Origin of the sequence: Streptomyces sp. NPDC090106 (assembly GCF_044747265.1) — a bacterium.
Taxonomy (GTDB): Bacteria; Actinomycetota; Actinomycetes; order Streptomycetales; family Streptomycetaceae; genus Streptomyces.
Genome location: NZ_JBIVDS010000001.1, coordinates 1,040,429 through 1,056,339, shown reverse-complemented (window position 1 = coordinate 1,056,339; position 15,911 = coordinate 1,040,429). Strand labels below are relative to the sequence as shown.

At 70.3% G+C, this 15,911-nt stretch carries 12 protein-coding genes; 11 read left to right on the top strand and 1 reads right to left on the bottom strand.

What is annotated here, in order from left to right; genetic code table 11:
• The first annotated feature begins 10 nt into the window (after nucleotides 1-10).
• The 10 genes from nuoE to nuoN are packed head-to-tail and all read left to right on the top strand — an operon-like array spanning nucleotide 11 to nucleotide 12,840.
• Entirely contained in the window at nucleotides 11-754 is a 744-nt protein-coding gene (gene nuoE, locus ACIPSE_RS04690) for an NADH-quinone oxidoreductase subunit NuoE (protein ID WP_401657688.1), read from the top strand.
• Nucleotides 751-2,100 (top strand): NADH-quinone oxidoreductase subunit NuoF, encoded by a 1,350-nt coding sequence (gene nuoF / locus ACIPSE_RS04685; RefSeq protein ID WP_401657332.1) that lies wholly within the window; start codon nucleotides 751-753, stop codon nucleotides 2,098-2,100. The genes nuoE and nuoF overlap by 4 nt, the downstream gene beginning before the upstream one ends.
• Nucleotides 2,097-4,601 carry an NADH-quinone oxidoreductase subunit G gene (locus tag ACIPSE_RS04680; RefSeq protein WP_401657330.1) on the top strand — a complete coding sequence of 835 codons (2,505 nt, stop codon included), beginning with the start codon at nucleotides 2,097-2,099 and terminating at the stop codon, nucleotides 4,599-4,601. Before nuoF ends, ACIPSE_RS04680 begins: the two co-directional genes overlap by 4 nt.
• Nucleotides 4,598-5,959 carry an NADH-quinone oxidoreductase subunit NuoH gene (gene nuoH / locus ACIPSE_RS04675; RefSeq protein ID WP_401657328.1) on the top strand — a complete coding sequence of 454 codons (1,362 nt, stop codon included), beginning with the start codon at nucleotides 4,598-4,600 and terminating at the stop codon, nucleotides 5,957-5,959. The genes ACIPSE_RS04680 and nuoH overlap by 4 nt, the downstream gene beginning before the upstream one ends.
• Nucleotides 5,952-6,554: an NADH-quinone oxidoreductase subunit NuoI gene (gene nuoI, locus ACIPSE_RS04670; RefSeq protein WP_401657326.1), complete on the top strand. Its 603-nt coding sequence runs from the start codon at nucleotides 5,952-5,954 to the stop codon at nucleotides 6,552-6,554. The genes nuoH and nuoI overlap by 8 nt, the downstream gene beginning before the upstream one ends.
• Entirely contained in the window at nucleotides 6,551-7,393 is an 843-nt protein-coding gene (locus ACIPSE_RS04665; RefSeq protein WP_401657324.1) for an NADH-quinone oxidoreductase subunit J, read from the top strand. The genes nuoI and ACIPSE_RS04665 overlap by 4 nt, the downstream gene beginning before the upstream one ends.
• Entirely contained in the window at nucleotides 7,390-7,689 is a 300-nt protein-coding gene (nuoK, locus tag ACIPSE_RS04660) for an NADH-quinone oxidoreductase subunit NuoK (RefSeq protein ID WP_003974374.1), read from the top strand. The genes ACIPSE_RS04665 and nuoK overlap by 4 nt, the downstream gene beginning before the upstream one ends.
• A 14-nt stretch (nucleotides 7,690-7,703) precedes the next feature.
• Nucleotides 7,704-9,617 carry an NADH-quinone oxidoreductase subunit L gene (nuoL, locus tag ACIPSE_RS04655; protein ID WP_401657322.1) on the top strand — a complete coding sequence of 638 codons (1,914 nt, stop codon included), beginning with the start codon at nucleotides 7,704-7,706 and terminating at the stop codon, nucleotides 9,615-9,617.
• A gap of 5 nt (nucleotides 9,618-9,622) precedes the next feature.
• Nucleotides 9,623-11,194 (top strand): NADH-quinone oxidoreductase subunit M, encoded by a 1,572-nt coding sequence (locus ACIPSE_RS04650; RefSeq protein WP_401657320.1) that lies wholly within the window; start codon nucleotides 9,623-9,625, stop codon nucleotides 11,192-11,194.
• Nucleotides 11,191-12,840 (top strand): NADH-quinone oxidoreductase subunit NuoN, encoded by a 1,650-nt coding sequence (nuoN, locus tag ACIPSE_RS04645; protein WP_401657318.1) that lies wholly within the window; start codon nucleotides 11,191-11,193, stop codon nucleotides 12,838-12,840. The genes ACIPSE_RS04650 and nuoN overlap by 4 nt, the downstream gene beginning before the upstream one ends.
• A 70-nt stretch (nucleotides 12,841-12,910) precedes the next feature.
• Here nuoN and ACIPSE_RS04640 read toward each other — a convergent pair whose 3' ends face one another.
• On the bottom strand, nucleotides 12,911-13,501 hold the full coding sequence (locus ACIPSE_RS04640; protein ID WP_401657316.1) for a hypothetical protein: 591 nt from the start codon (nucleotides 13,499-13,501) through the stop codon (nucleotides 12,911-12,913).
• Between the two features lie 321 nt (nucleotides 13,502-13,822).
• Between ACIPSE_RS04640 and recQ the strand changes: the two genes are divergently transcribed.
• The gene (gene recQ, locus ACIPSE_RS04635) at nucleotides 13,823-15,868 is read left to right on the top strand and encodes a DNA helicase RecQ (protein WP_401657686.1); all 2,046 of its coding nucleotides are present in this window, start codon (nucleotides 13,823-13,825) and stop codon (nucleotides 15,866-15,868) included.
• Nucleotides 15,869-15,911 lie beyond the last annotated feature (43 nt).

The window sequence follows — 15,911 nt, the reverse complement described above, 5'->3', positions numbered from 1 at the left end:
CAGCCTGGGCATGCCCCAACTGCCCGCGCCCGCCTACCCGGACGACGTCCGTGAACGCCTCGAACGGGACGCGCGCGAGGTCATCGCCCGCTACCCCGACTCCCGCTCCGCCCTCCTGCCGCTGCTGCACCTCGTGCAGTCCGAGGAAGGCCATGTCACCCGCACCGGCATGCAGTTCTGCGCGGACGTGCTCGGCCTGACCACCGCCGAGGTCACCGCGGTCGCGACGTTCTACACCATGTACCGGCGCCGTCCCTCCGGCGACTACCAGGTGGGCGTCTGCACCAACACGCTGTGCGCGGTCATGGGCGGCGACGCGATCTTCGAGTCGCTCCAGGAGCACCTGGGCGTCGGCAACGGCGAGACCACCGACGACGGCAAGGTCACCCTGGAGCACATCGAGTGCAACGCGGCCTGCGACTTCGCGCCGGTCGTGATGGTCAACTGGGAGTTCTTCGACAACCAGACCCCGGCCAGCGCCAAGGGCCTCGTCGACGACCTGCGGGCCGGCCGTCCGGTCGAGCCCACGCGCGGGGCGCCGCTGTGCACCTTCAAGGAGACCGCGCGGATCCTCGCCGGGTTCCCCGACGAGCGGCCCGGAGCCGTCGAGGCCAGCGGCGGCGCGGGACCCGCTTCACTGATCGGCCTCCGCCTGGCCAGGGGAGAGGCAGCACCCGCGCGCGTGGTCCATCCGCGGACCGAGGAGCCAGAGGACCAGTCGCCCTCTGACCACATCGAGGAGGGGGAGGGATGACCTTGGCACCCGAGCTGAAAGACACCAGCCCCGAGAAGCTGCTCGCACCGGTGCTGTCGGCCTTCTGGGACGAGGACAGGTCCTGGACGCTGGACGCCTACCGGCGGCACGACGGCTACGAGGGCCTGCGCAAGGCGCTCGCCATGTCGCCGGACGACCTGATCGCCTACGTCAAGGAATCCGGTCTGCGCGGTCGAGGCGGCGCCGGCTTCCCCACCGGGATGAAGTGGCAGTTCATTCCCCAGGGGGACGGAAAGCCGCACTACCTGGTGGTCAACGCCGACGAATCGGAACCCGGGACCTGCAAGGACATCCCGCTCCTGTTCGCGAACCCGCACAGCCTCGTCGAGGGCATGATCATCGCGTGCTACGCCATCAGGTCGTCGCACGCCTTCATCTATCTGCGGGGTGAGGTCGTCCCCGTGCTGCGGCGGTTGCACGCGGCCGTGAGCGAGGCCTACGCGGCCGGCTACCTCGGGCAGAACATCCTGGGCAGCGGCCTCGACCTCGAACTCACCGTGCACGCGGGCGCCGGCGCGTACATCTGCGGCGAGGAGACCGCGCTGCTCGACTCGCTCGAAGGCCGCCGCGGTCAGCCACGACTGCGTCCCCCCTTCCCCGCTGTGGCCGGCCTCTACGCCTGCCCCACTGTGGTGAACAACGTCGAGTCCATCGCGTCGGTTCCCGCGATCCTGCACAAGGGAAAGGACTGGTTCAGGTCGATGGGCAGCGAGAAGTCCCCGGGCTTCACGCTGTACTCGCTCAGCGGCCATGTCGCGGGCCCCGGCCAGTACGAGGCCCCCCTCGGCATCACGCTGCGCCAGCTCCTGGAGATGAGCGGCGGGATGCGGCCCGGGCACCGGCTCAAGTTCTGGACCCCCGGCGGCTCCTCGACCCCGATGTTCACCGACGAGCACCTCGACGTCCCCCTCGACTACGAGGGCGTCGCCGCCGCCGGATCCATGCTCGGCACCAAGGCCCTGCAGTGCTTCGACGAGACGACCTGCGTCGTCCGCGCCGTCACCCGCTGGACCGAGTTCTACGCCCACGAGTCTTGCGGCAAGTGCACCCCCTGCCGCGAAGGCACCTACTGGCTCGTCCAGCTGCTCCGCGACATCGAGGCCGGCAAGGGCGTCATGTCCGACCTCGACAAGCTCAACGACATCGCCGACAACATCAACGGCAAGTCCTTCTGCGCCCTCGGCGACGGTGCCGCCTCGCCGATCTTCTCCTCGCTCAAGTACTTCCGCGAGGAGTACGAGCAGCACATCACGGGCCGCGGCTGCCCCTTCGACCCGGCCAAGTCGACGGCCTGGGCCGACTCCAGCACGGAGGTGAACGCATGACCGTGACCACCAACGCTCCCTCCGGAGGGGGAGAGGCGGCGGTCCCGCCGGAAGATCTCGTCTCGCTGACCATCGACGGCGCCGAGATCAGCGTGCCCAAGGGCACCCTGGTCATCCGGGCCGCCGAGCAGCTCGGCGTCGAGATCCCCCGCTTCTGCGACCACCCCCTGCTCGACCCGGCCGGCGCCTGCCGGCAGTGCATCGTCGAGGTCGAGGGCCAGCGCAAGCCCATGGCGTCCTGCACGATCACGTGCACCGACGGCATGGTCGTCAAGACGCACCTCACCTCGCAGGCCGCAGAGAAGGCCCAGCACGGGGTGATGGAGCTCCTCCTCATCAACCATCCCCTCGACTGTCCCGTCTGCGACAAGGGCGGCGAGTGCCCGCTCCAGAACCAGGCGATGTCCCACGGACAGGCCGAGTCCCGCTTCGAGGGCCGCAAGCGGACCTACGAGAAGCCCGTCCCGATCTCCACCCAGGTGCTCCTGGACCGCGAGCGCTGCGTACTGTGCGCCCGCTGCACCCGCTTCTCCAACCAGATCGCGGGCGACCCGATGATCGAGCTGGTCGAGCGGGGCGCGCTCCAGCAGGTCGGCACCGGCGAGGGCGACCCCTTCGAGTCGTACTTCTCCGGGAACACCATCCAGATCTGCCCGGTCGGCGCGCTGACCTCGGCGGCGTACCGCTTCCGCTCCCGCCCCTTCGACCTGGTGTCGACCCCGAGTGTGTGCGAGCACTGCTCCGGCGGCTGCGCGACCCGCACCGACCACCGGCGCGGCAAGGTCATGCGCAAGCTCGCGGCCAACGACCCCGAGGTCAACGAGGAGTGGATCTGCGACAAGGGGCGGTTCGGCTTCCGGTACGCGCAGCAGCGCGACCGGCTCCAGACGCCCCTGGTGCGCAACGCGGAGGGCGAGCTGGAACCGGCGTCCTGGCCGGAGGCGCTCCAGATCGCCGCGCAGGGGCTGCTCGCCTCGCGCGGACGCACCGGAGTGCTGACCGGCGGCCGGCTCACCGTCGAGGACGCCTACGCGTACAGCAAGTTCGCGCGCGTGGCCCTCGATACCAACGACATCGACTTCCGCGCGCGTGTGCACAGCGGCGAGGAGGCCGACTTCCTCGCCTCCCGCGTCGCCGGACGCGGCCGTGACCTCGACGGCACGGGCGTCACGTACACCGTGCTGGAGAAGGCGCCCGCGGTGCTGCTGGTCGGGTTCGAGGCCGAGGAGGAGGCGCCCGGCGTCTTCCTGAGGCTGCGCAAGGCCTGGCGGGCGCACGGGCAGAAGGTGTTCTCGCTGGCCACGCACGCCACCCGGGGTCTGGAGAAGGCCGGCGGCACGCTGCTGCCCGCCGCTCCCGGCACCGAGACCGAGTGGCTGGACGCGCTCGCGAGCGGGTTCGGTCTGGAGGAGGGCGGCGCCCAGGCGTCCGAGGCGCTGCGCGCCGAGGGCGCGGTCATCGTCGTCGGTGAGCGGATCGCCGCCGTCGCCGGCGGGCTCACCGCCGCCGTCCGGGCCGCCGCGGCGACCGGCGCGCAGCTGGTGTGGATCCCGCGGCGCGCGGGGGAGCGGGCCGCCGTCGAGGCGGGCGCACTGCCGTCGCTGCTGCCGGGCGGACGTCCGGCCACCGATCCGCGCGCGCGTGAGGAGGTCGCCGCCGCGTGGGGCGTCGCCGAACTCCCGCACCGCTACGGCCGCGACACCAGCCAGATCGTCGAGGCCGCCGTCAACGGGGAACTCCAGGCGCTGCTCGTCGCGGGTGTGGAGATCGCGGACCTGCCCGATCCGGCCCGCGCGCGTGAGGCGCTCGCCGAGGTCGGCTTCCTGGTCTCGCTGGAGCTGCGGCCCAGTGAGATCTCCGCGAAGGCGGACGTGGTCCTGCCCGTCGCCGCCGTCGCCGAGAAGGCCGGCACGTTCGTCAACTGGGAAGGCCGGGTGCGGCTCTTCGAAGCCGCCCTCAAGCCCGACCAGATGACCCGCCGCCTCCCGCCGACCGACGCGCGCGTGCTCCAGATGCTGGCCGACGCCATGGACGTGCACCTGGGCCTGCCCGATCTGCGCACCGTCCGCGGGGAGATCGACCGGCTGGGCGCCTGGGACGGGCCCCGCGCGAGCGAACCGCTGGAGATCGCGGCCCAGTTGCCGCGGCCCGCCGCCGGTGAGGCCGTCCTCGCCGGACACCGGCTCCTGCTCGACCAGGGCCGCCTCCAGGACGGCGACGCGGCGCTCGCCGGGACGCGGCACGCGGCCCACGCGCGCGTGTCGGCCGCCACCGCCGCCGAGGCCGGGGTCAAGGACGGCGACGTCCTGGCCGTGACCGGCTCCGCCGGGGTCGTCGAACTGCCGCTGCGGGTCACCGAGATGCCCGACCGGGTGGTCTGGCTCCCGCTGAACTCCACCGGCGGCGGCGTCGCCTCCGACGCCGGGGTGCTGCCCGGCTCCCTCGTCCGTATCGGCCCGGCGACGCTCGACGGCGAAGCCCCCAAGGAGGTGGAGGCATGAGCCCGTACCTCTCCGCAGAAGACCTCTCGATGTTCGGCCGCGACCCCTGGTGGCTGGTCGTCGTCAAGGCGGTGTTCTGCTTCGCCTTCCTGATGGTGACCGTGCTGTTCTCCATCGTCTGGGAGCGCAAGGTCGTCGCCTGGATGCAGCTGCGCGTCGGCCCCAACCGGCACGGGCCCTGGGGCATGCTCCAGTCGCTCGCCGACGGCGTGAAGCTGATGCTCAAGGAAGACGTCATCGTCAAGCGCGCGGACAAGGTCGTCTACGTCCTCGCGCCGATCATCGCGGCCATCCCGGCCTTCATGGCGATCGCGGTGATCCCCTTCGGGCCGGCCGGCAACGAGGTCTCGATCTTCGGCCAGCGCACCACGATGCAGCTCACCGACCTGCCCATCGCGATGCTCTACATCCTCGCGGTCGCCTCCGTCGGCATCTACGGCATCGTGCTCGCGGGCTGGAGCTCCGGATCGACCTACCCGCTCCTGGGCGGGCTGCGCTCCTGCGCGCAGATGATCTCCTACGAGATCGCCATGGGTGCCGCGTTCGCCTCGGTGTTCCTCTACTCGGGGTCGATGTCGACCTCGGCGATCGTCGAGGCGCAGCAGGACCGCTGGTACGTGCTGCTGCTGCCGGTCTCCTTCATCATCTACATCATCACGATGGTCGGTGAGACCAACCGCGCCCCGTTCGACATGCCGGAGTCCGAGGGCGACCTGGTCGGCGGCTTCAACACCGAGTACTCGTCGATCAAGTTCGCGCTGTTCATGCTCGCCGAGTACGTGAACATGGTGACGGTCTCGGCCGTGTCGGTGACGCTCTTCCTGGGCGGCTGGCGGGCTCCCTGGCCTGTCTCGACCTTCTGGGAGGGCGCCAACCACGGCTGGTGGCCGCTCCTGTGGTTCGTCATCAAGGTGCAGCTCCTGCTGTTCTTCTTCATCTGGCTGCGCGGCACGCTCCCGCGCGTGCGCTACGACCAGCTGATGAAGCTCGGCTGGAAGGTCCTCATCCCGGTCTCCGTGGTGTGGCTGATGCTCGTCGCGACGGTGCGGACCCTGCGCAACGAGAACTACGACTTCGCCGACATCGCGCTCTACGTCGGCGGCGGCGTCCTGGTGCTCCTGTTGCTCTCCTTCGTCGTGGACCTGTTCCGCGGCAGGCCCGAGGACGAACAGCCCGCCGCGGCCCTCCCCTTCGACCCGATGGCGGGCGGGTTCCCCGTGCCGCCGCTGCCCGGACAGGAGGTCCCGCAGGTCCCGAGGCGCCGTCCGCGCCGGGAGCGGGAGCTGATTGTCAGTGGCGGGTCCGATACTCACAGTGACGGAACTTCGACGGATGGAAAGGAGGCGTCCGATGGCTGACGAGCCCAAGGAGACCAAGCCCGGTTTCATGAACCCGGTGGCCGGCTTCGGCGTGACCTTCAAGGCCATGTTCAAGAAGCGGCTGACCGAGCAGTACCCCGAGCAGGAGAAGACCACCGCTCCGCGTTTCCACGGACGGCACCAGCTCAACCGCCATCCGGACGGCCTGGAGAAGTGCGTCGGCTGCGAGCTGTGCGCCTGGGCCTGCCCCGCCGACGCGATCTACGTCGAGGGCGCGGACAACACGGACGAGGAACGCTACTCGCCGGGCGAGCGGTACGGGCGGGTGTACCAGATCAACTACGCCCGCTGCATCCTGTGCGGTCTGTGCATCGAGGCCTGTCCCACGCGCGCGCTCACGATGACGAACGAGTTCGAGCTCGCGGACAGCAGCCGCGCCAACCTCATCTACACCAAGGAGCAGCTGCTCGCCGGTCTGGAGGAGGGCATGGTCGACAGCCCGCACTCGATCTTCCCCGGCACCGACGAACAGGACTACTACCGGGGCCTGGTGACCGAGGCCGCGCCCGGCACGGTCCAGCAGGTCGCCGTCTCCAAGGGAGAGAAGCCCGAAGAAGAGGAGGTGGAGGCATGAGCGCCCAGCTCGCCGCGTACTCCACCTCCACCGGCGAGGCCGTCCAGTTCTGGGTCCTCGGGACCGTCGCCGTCGTCGGCGCGCTGGCCACCGTCTTCATGAAGAAGGCCGTGCACAGCGCGCTGTCCCTGGCGGGCACCATGATCGTCCTGGCCGTGTTCTACCTCGCCAACGGCGCCTACTTCCTGGGCGTCGTCCAGATCGTCGTCTACACCGGCGCGATCATGATGCTGTTCCTGTTCGTGGTGATGCTCGTCGGCGTCACGGCCGCGGACTCCCTGAAGGAGACCATCAAGGGCCAGCGCTGGCTGGCCCTGCTGTGCGGCCTCGGCTTCGGCATCCTGCTCCTCGGCGGCATCGGCAACGCCTCCCTGACGGAGTTCGACGGACTCGCCCAGGCGAACGCGAACGGCAACGTGGAGGGCCTCGCCGCCCTCATCTTCACCAAGTACGTGTTCGCCTTCGAGATCACCGGCGCCCTGCTGATCACCGCCACCATCGGCGCGATGCTGCTCACCCACCGCGAGCGCACCGAGCGGGCCAAGACCCAGCGCGAGCTGGCCGAGGAACGCGTGCGCGCGGGCAAGCACCTGCCGCCGCTGCCCGCGCCCGGCGTCTACGCCCGGCACAACGCCGTGGACATCGCCGGTCTGCTGCCCGACGGCACCCCGTCCGAGCTCACCGTCAGCAAGACGCTGCGCGACCGCGGCCAGATCCGGGACGTCTCGCGGGAGGCGCTGAGCGACCTGCGGGCCCTGGAGCAGCGCTCCGAGGAACGCCTGGAGCGGACCCCGGTCGAGCCGGCCGACGCCCAGCGGGCCGAGGAGGCGTCCAAGTGAATCCGGTCAACTACCTGTACCTCGCGGCCCTGTTGTTCACGATCGGCGCCACCGGCGTGCTGATCAGGCGCAACGCGATCGTCGTGTTCATGTGCATCGAGCTCATGCTCAACGCCTGCAACCTCGCGTTCGTCGCCTTCTCCCGGATGCACGGCAATCTCGACGGCCAGATCATCGCCTTCTTCACGATGGTCGTCGCCGCCGCGGAGGTCGTGGTCGGGCTCGCGATCATCGTGTCGCTGTTCCGTTCCCGCCACTCGGCCTCGGTCGACGACGCCAGCCTGATGAAGCTGTAAGGGGTCGCTGAATCGTGGAGAACCTGATCGCGCTGCTCATCGCGGCGCCCCTGCTCGGAGCGGCGGTCCTGCTCGTCGGCGGACGGCGTCTGGACGCCGTCGGCCACTGGATCGGCACCCTGCTCTCGAGCGTGTCCTTCGTGTTCGGCGTCGTCCTGTTCACCGATCTGCTCGGCAAGGACGCGGAGCACCGCACGCTCACCCAGCACCTGTTCAGCTGGATCCCGGTCGAGGGCTTCCAGGCGGACGTCGCCTTCCGCCTCGACCAGCTCTCGATGACGTTCGTGCTGCTGATCACCGGCGTCGGCTCGCTGATCCACCTGTACTCGATCGGGTACATGGAGCACGACGAGCGCCGCCGCCGCTTCTTCGGCTATCTGAACCTGTTCCTCGCGGCGATGCTGATCCTCGTCCTCGCCGACAACTACCTTCTGCTGTACGTCGGCTGGGAGGGCGTCGGTCTCGCCTCGTACCTCCTCATCGGCTTCTGGCAGCACAAGCCCAGCGCCGCCACCGCCGCGAAGAAGGCCTTCCTGGTCAACCGCGTCGGCGACATGGGCCTGTCCATCGCCATCATGCTGATGTTCACGACCTTCGGGACGTTCGCCTTCGGCCCGCTCCTCGGCACGCACGAGGAGGCGGGGCTCGCGGCCGACGCCACCGAGGGCAAGCTCACCGCCATCGCCCTGATGCTGCTCCTCGCGGCCTGCGGCAAGTCGGCCCAGGTGCCGCTCCAGTCCTGGCTCGGGGACGCGATGGAGGGCCCGACCCCGGTCTCGGCCCTCATCCACGCCGCGACGATGGTCACCGCGGGCGTCTACCTGATCGTCCGCTCGGCGGCCATCTTCAACCTCGCGCCGGACGCGCAACTCGTCGTCACCATCGTCGGCGCGGTCACGCTGCTGTTCGGTGCGATCGTCGGTTGCGCGAAGGACGACATCAAGAAGGCGCTGGCCGGCTCGACCATGTCGCAGATCGGCTACATGGTCCTCGCGGCGGGCCTCGGCCCCATCGGCTACGTCTTCGCGATCATGCACCTGGTGACGCACGGCTTCTTCAAGGCCGGGCTGTTCCTCGGCGCCGGCTCCGTCATGCACGGCATGAACGACGAGGTCGACATGCGCAAGTACGGCGGCCTCAGGAAGTACATGCCGGTCACCTTCGTCACCTTCGGCCTCGGCTACCTGGCGATCATCGGCTTCCCCGGCCTGTCCGGCTTCTTCTCCAAGGACAAGATCATCGAGGCGGCGTTCGCCAAGGGCGGCACCGAGGGCTGGATCCTCGGCGCCTGCGCCCTGCTCGGCGCGGCCATCACCGCGTACTACATGACGCGCGTGATGCTGATGACCTTCTTCGGCGAGAAGCGCTGGCAGCCCGACGCGGACGGCCACGAGCCGCACCCGCACGAGTCGCCGAGGTCGATGACGATCCCCATGATCGTGCTGGCCTTCGGATCGGTCCTCGCGGGCGGCTTCTTCAGCATCGGCGACCGCTTCCTGCACTGGCTGGAGCCCATCACCGGCCATGACCACGGCGACTCTCCCCTCAGCGCCCCCACGGTCACCGCGGCCACGGTCACCGTCATGGTCGTCGGCGTGGTGCTCGCCTGGTTCCAGTACGGGCGCCGGCCGGTCCCGGTCGTCGCCCCGCGCGGTTCGCTGCTCACCCGGGCCGCCCGGCGCGACCTGCTCCAGGACGACTTCAACCACGTCGTCCTGGTCCGCGGCGGCGAGCACCTCACGCGCTCCCTGGTCTACGTCGACCACACCCTGGTCGACGGAGTCGTCAACGGCACGGCGGCCTCGGTCGGCGGCCTCTCCGGACGGCTGCGCAGGCTCCAGAACGGCTTCGTGCGGTCGTACGCGGTCTCGATGTTCGGCGGTGCGGCGGTCATCGTCGCCGCGACCCTGCTGATGAGGGCGGTCTGATACCGATGTCCTTTCCTCTGCTGACAGCGACGGCGGCGCTCCCGGCGATCGGGGCGATCGCCACGGCCGCCGTGCCGGCCGCGCGCCGCACCGCCGCCAAGTGGCTGGCGCTGCTCGTCTCGCTCGCCACGCTCGCCCTAGGGATCGCCGTCCTGGTCCGTTTCGACCCGGACGGCGACCGCTACCAGCTCACCGAGTCCCACTGGTGGATCAAGGACTTCGGGGTCCGCTACGAACTGGGCGTCGACGGCATCGCGGTGGCGCTCATCGCGCTGACCGCGCTGCTGATCCCCTTCATCATCCTCGCGGGCTGGCACGACGCCGACCCGCTGGAGACCGGCAGCAGGCGGTGGCGGCCGACACAGGGCTTCTTCGCCCTGATCCTGGCCGTCGAGGCGATGGTGATCATCTCCTTCGAGGCCACCGACGTCTTCGTCTTCTACATCTTCTTCGAAGCCATGCTCATCCCGATGTACTTCCTCATCGGCGGCTTCGGCGACCGGGCCCACGAGCACGGCGAGGAAGCGGCGTCCACGCAACGGTCGTACGCCGCGGTGAAGTTCCTGCTCTACAACCTGGTCGGCGGTCTGATCATGCTGGCCGCGGTGATCGGCCTGTATGTGGTCGCCGGGAACTTCAGCCTCCAGGAGATCGCCGAGGCGCGCGCCAACGGCTCGCTCGACATGGCGACGAACACCGAACGCTGGCTGTTCCTCGGCTTCTTCTTCGCCTTCGCGGTGAAGGCGCCGCTGTGGCCGCTGCACACCTGGCTGCCGAACGCGATGGGGGAGGCGACCGCCCCGGTCGCCGTCCTGATCACCGCGGTCGTCGACAAGGTCGGCACCTTCGCGATGCTCCGCTTCTGCCTCCAGCTCTTCCCGGAGGCGTCGAAGTGGGCGACGCCCGCGATCCTCGTCCTGGCGCTCATCAGCATCATCTACGGGGCGCTGCTCGCCGTCGGCCAGCGCGACATCAAGCGGCTGGTGGCGTACGCGTCGATCTCGCACTTCGGCTTCATCATCATGGGCATCTTCGCGATGACCAGCCAGGGCCAGTCCGGCGCGACGCTCTACATGGTCAACCACGGCATCTCCACCGCCGCGCTGATGCTGGTCGCCGGGTTCCTGATCTCGCGGCGCGGCTCGCGGCTCATCGCGGACTACGGCGGTGTCCAGAAGGTCGCCCCGGTGCTCGCCGGCACGTTCCTGATCGGCAGCCTCGCGACCCTGTCGCTGCCGGGGCTCGCGCCGTTCGTGAGCGAGTTCCTGGTCCTGGTCGGCACGTTCGCGCGCTACCCGGTGATCGGCATCATCGCGACCCTCGGCATCGTGCTGGCCGCGCTCTACACCCTCGTCCTCTACCAACGGACGATGACGGGGCCGGTGAAGACCGAGGTCGCCGAGATGCCCGACCTCAGGTTGCGTGAAGTGCTCGTCGTGGCACCGCTGGTCGTCCTGCTGATCTTCCTCGGGGTCTACCCGAAGCCGGTCACGGACATCGTCGACCCGGCGGTCAAGCAGACCCTGTCCGACGTCCAGAAGAAGGACCCCCAGCCCGAGGTGGAGGCGGCCAAGTGAGTGCGACAGTCGTCCACAGCCTGTGGACAACCGCGGCCGACCCGATCTCGAAGATCGATACGCCGAAGATCGAATACGGACAACTGTCCCCCACGCTGATCGTCGTCGGTGCGGCGGTCGTCGGGGTGCTCATCGAGGCGGCGGTACCGCGCAAGCAGCGCTACTACGCCCAGGTGTTCGTCTCCGTCGTGGCGCTGTGCGCCGCCTTCGCGGCGGTCGTCGCGCTCGCGGCCGACGGCTACGCGACCACCAAGGCGGGCATCGCCGCGATGGGCGCGATCGCCGTCGACGGACCGGCCCTCTTCCTCCAGGGCGTCATCCTGCTGGCGGGCCTGGTCGGCCTGTTCACCTTCGCCGAACGGCGACTGGACCCCGAGGCACACGGCAACCGCGTCGACTCCTTCGCCGCGCAGGCCGCGTCCGTACCGGGCAGCGACAGCGAGAAGGCCGCGGTCAAGGCCGGGTTCACCACCACCGAGGTGTTCCCGCTGCTCCTGTTCGCGGTCGCCGGCATGCTGGTCTTCCCGGCGGCCAACGACCTGCTGACGCTGTTCATCGCCCTGGAGGTCTTCTCGCTGCCGCTGTACCTGATGTGCGCCCTGGCCCGCCGCAAGCGGCTCATGTCGCAGGAGGCCGCGGTCAAGTACTTCCTGCTCGGCGCCTTCGCCTCGGCGTTCACCCTCTTCGGCATCGCCCTGCTCTACGGCTACGCCGGCTCGGTGTCGTACGCCACCATCGCGCAGGTCGTCGAGGGCACCGTCCCGAACGTCGACCCGGCTCTCGCCGACACCATGGGCAACGACGCGCTGCTCCTCATCGGCGCCGCGATGATCGTCATGGGCCTGCTGTTCAAGGTCGGCGCCGTCCCCTTCCACATGTGGACCCCGGACGTGTACCAGGGCGCCCCGACGCCGGTCACCGGCTTCATGGCCGCGGCGACCAAGGTGGCCGCCTTCGGCGCGCTGCTGCGCATCCTGTACGTCGTGCTGCCGGGCCTGCGCTGGGACTGGCGGCCGGTCATGTGGGCCGTCGCGATCGTCACCATGCTCGGCGGCGCCATCGTCGCGATCACGCAGACCGACATCAAGCGGCTGCTGGCGTACTCGTCGATCGCGCACGCGGGCTTCATCCTCGCCGGTGTCATCGCGACCACCCCGGACGGCGTCTCGGCCGTCCTCTTCTACCTGGCCGCGTACTCGTTCGTGACGATCGGCGCGTTCGCCGTGGTCACGCTCGTGCGGGACGCGGGCGGCGAGGCGACGCACCTGTCCAAGTGGGCCGGGCTCGGCCGCCGTTCACCGCTGGTGGCCGCCGTGTTCGCGGTGTTCCTGCTGGCCTTCGCCGGTATCCCGCTGACCTCCGGGTTCGCCGGGAAGTTCGCCGTGTTCAAGGCGGCGGCGGAGGGCGGCGCGGCACCGCTCGTCGTGGTCGGTGTGATCTCCTCGGCGATCGCGGCGTTCTTCTACATCCGCGTCATCGTGCTGATGTTCTTCAGCGAACCGCGTCCCGAGGGCCCGACCGTCGCGGTGCCCTCGCCGCTGACGATGACGGCGATCGGGGTCGGCGTCGCCGTCACCCTGGTGCTCGGCGTCGCCCCGCAGTACTTCCTGGACCTGGCCAACCAGGCCGGAGTGTTCGTGCGCTGAACCGCGCCGTCCGTACGGTGGCCCCGGATCCCCTCCTGACGGGGGAGCCGGGGCCTTCGTGCGTCGCGGGTCAGTGCGCCGGGGCGGACGACGGGGTGGTCGGTGCCGCGGTCGGGGTCATGGTCGGCGTCACCAGGGTGGGCACGCCGGCCGGGCACTTGACGTCCGGGTTCCACCGGCCGAACAGACCGTCGGGGTTGTCCTTGTAGATCCACGCGTGCAGCGTGTAGAAGTTCCCGTTCAGCGGCTCGCCGTAGGGGCGCGCGTCCCGGAAGGTCTGCCCGAACAGCGTGGGCGCGGTGGCGGTCGTGGCGGCGTCCGCGAGCCACTCCACCCCGATCAGCCTGCGCTGCCCGTCGGGACCGTCCTCGTAGAGCAGGGCTCCCGGGGTCGTGGGCGTGATCTTCCCGATGTTCGCCTTGTTGAAGTAGTGGTAGCCCATACCGCCCTCGCCCGGCATCTCGGCGCACGGCGTGGCCTCGAAGCCGTCCCGGACGGCGAGCGGCTCGTACTGGTAGCCGCCGGTCGCCGCGAAGACGGCGGAGAGCTGGGACCAGACGGCGGGGTCGGGGTCGTCCGCGGCGTGCGCGGGCGGGGCGGCCAGGGCGAGGGCGCCGGCCGCGGCCAGGCCGACGGCGGCCTTGAGGGGCCGAGAGGACATGGTGGGACTCCTTGGAGCGGAGGAGAGGGGCGCGCCGGGCGCACCGCCCGTGGAGCGACGGCGAGGTGGGGCGCCTCGCGTGGAGCGTGGACCGGCGTCCTGCGTACTGCGGCGCCTCGCCCGGTGGGGCGGGCTCCCCCCGTCCCGCCCCAGCAGCATGGCCACGCGGCCCGGGAGCCCGCCAGGTGACCAGGGCCATTGGAATGACCACGGAGGGTAGCGGGACTCACCCGGACGGGTCTGTGGATAACTCCTGGGCTGTCAGTCCGGGCGCCTATCGTGGACGCAGTGGTCGAGGGACGACGTACGGGGGACACGACGATGGGCGGGACGGGCGGGATCATCGAGATGCCAGGGACGACCGAGGCACCGGGAACCGAGAGCGAGGCGCTGGCCACACTCCACCGGGTCTTCGGCTACGACGCCTTCCGCGGCGAGCAGGAAGCCGTCATCGAGCATGTGGTGGCCGGCGGGGACGCCGTCGTGCTCATGCCCACCGGCGGCGGCAAGTCGCTGTGCTACCAGATCCCGGCCCTGGTCAGACCTGGCACGGGCATCGTGGTCTCACCGCTCATCGCGCTGATGCAGGACCAGGTGGACGCCCTGCGGGCGCTCGGCGTGCGCGCCGGATTCGTCAACTCCACACAGGACTTCGACGAACGCCGGGTCGTCGAGGCCGAGTTCCTCGCGGGCGAGCTGGACCTGCTGTACCTGGCCCCGGAGCGGCTGCGCCTGGACTCCACGCGCGACCTGCTCGCGCGCGGCAAGATCTCCGTCTTCGCGATCGACGAGGCGCACTGCGTGTCCCAGTGGGGCCACGACTTCCGCCCCGACTATCTCGCCCTCTCCCTGCTCGGCGAGCGCTGGCCCGACGTCCCGCGGATCGCGCTGACGGCGACGGCCACGCACGCCACGCACACCGAGATCACCCAGCGGCTGGGCATGCCGGACGCCCGGCACTTCGTGGCGAGCTTCGACCGGCCCAACATCCAGTACCGGATCGTCCCGAAGGCCGACCCCAAGAAGCAGCTGCTGAGCTTCCTGCGCCAGGAGCACGAGGGCGACGCGGGCATCGTCTACTGCCTGTCGCGCAACTCGGTCGAGAAAACCGCCGAGTTCCTCTCGAAGAACGGCGTGGAGGCAGTGCCGTACCACGCGGGCCTGGACGCGCGGACGCGCGCCGCGCACCAGTCCCGGTTCCTGCGCGAGGAGGGCCTGGTCGTGGTGGCGACCATCGCCTTCGGCATGGGCATCGACAAGCCCGACGTCCGCTTCGTCGCCCACCTCGACCTGCCGAAGTCCGTCGAGGGCTACTACCAGGAGACGGGCCGCGCGGGCCGCGACGGAGCGCCCTCCACGGCCTGGATGGCCTACGGCCTCAACGACGTCGTACAGCAGCGCAAGCTGATCCAGACCGGTGAGGGCGACGAGGCGTTCCGCCGCCGGGCCGCCTCCCATCTCGACGCCATGCTCGCCCTGTGCGAGACGGCGAGCTGCCGGCGCGGCCAGCTCCTCATCTACTTCGGCCAGGAGCCCGGCGCGGCGGGCTGCGGCAACTGCGACACCTGCCTCACCCCGCCCGAGACCTGGGACGGCACGGTCGCGGCCCAGAAGGTCCTGTCGACGATCGTCCGGCTCCAGCGGGAGCGCGGGCAGAAGTTCGGCGCCGTGCAGATCGTCGACATCCTCCTCGGCAAGCGCACCGCCAAGGTCATCCAGTTCGACCACGACCAGCTGTCAGTGTTCGGCATCGGTGAGGACCTGGCCGAGGCCGAATGGCGGGGCGTCATCCGCCAGTTGCTGGCCCAGGGCCTGCTCTCCGTCGAGGGCGACTACGGCACGCTGGTGCTGACCGAGGACAGCGGGACGGTGCTGCGGCGCGAGCGGGAGGTGCCGCTGCGCAAGGAGCCGAAGAAGCCGGCGACGTCACGGGCGTCGGGGTCCTCGTCCTCCGGCAAGGGCAAGGCGAAGGCCGCGGCGGCCGAGCTGCCCGAGGCGCTGGTGCCGGCCTTCGAGGCCCTGCGCGCCTGGCGCGCCGAACAGGCCCGCGAGCAGGGCGTCCCGGCGTACGTGATCTTCCATGACGCCACGCTGCGGGAGATCGTCACCGTGTGGCCCACCTCCGTGGCCGGGCTCGGCGAGGTCAGCGGGGTGGGCGAGAAGAAGCTCGTCACCTACGGCGAGGGCGTCATCGGGGTCCTCGCCGGACTGGGTGAGGGCGCTCCGGCGGACGCGGGAGCGCGGAGCGCGGCGGACCCGGTGAGCACGGGTGCGCAGACCCGGGTCGCCCCGCAGGCCCGGACGGCTCCGGAAGACGACCACTGGCCCGAGTTCGACGAGGAGCCGGAGCCCGAGGACTGGATGTAGGGCCGCGAGGCCCGGAGGCGGGGGCCGCGCCGCGCGAGCCCGG

Coding starts and splice junctions, on each gene's coding strand:
- nuoE (WP_401657688.1), top strand. CDS start 11: ATGCCCCAACTGCCCGCGCCCGCCTACCCGGACGACGTCCGTGAACGC.
- nuoF (WP_401657332.1), top strand. CDS start 751: ATGACCTTGGCACCCGAGCTGAAAGACACCAGCCCCGAGAAGCTGCTC.
- ACIPSE_RS04680 (WP_401657330.1), top strand. CDS start 2,097: ATGACCGTGACCACCAACGCTCCCTCCGGAGGGGGAGAGGCGGCGGTC.
- nuoH (WP_401657328.1), top strand. CDS start 4,598: ATGAGCCCGTACCTCTCCGCAGAAGACCTCTCGATGTTCGGCCGCGAC.
- nuoI (WP_401657326.1), top strand. CDS start 5,952: ATGGCTGACGAGCCCAAGGAGACCAAGCCCGGTTTCATGAACCCGGTG.
- ACIPSE_RS04665 (WP_401657324.1), top strand. CDS start 6,551: ATGAGCGCCCAGCTCGCCGCGTACTCCACCTCCACCGGCGAGGCCGTC.
- ACIPSE_RS04650 (WP_401657320.1), top strand. CDS start 9,623: ATGTCCTTTCCTCTGCTGACAGCGACGGCGGCGCTCCCGGCGATCGGG.
- ACIPSE_RS04640 (WP_401657316.1), bottom strand. CDS start 13,501: ATGTCCTCTCGGCCCCTCAAGGCCGCCGTCGGCCTGGCCGCGGCCGGC.
- recQ (WP_401657686.1), top strand. CDS start 13,823: ATGGGCGGGACGGGCGGGATCATCGAGATGCCAGGGACGACCGAGGCA.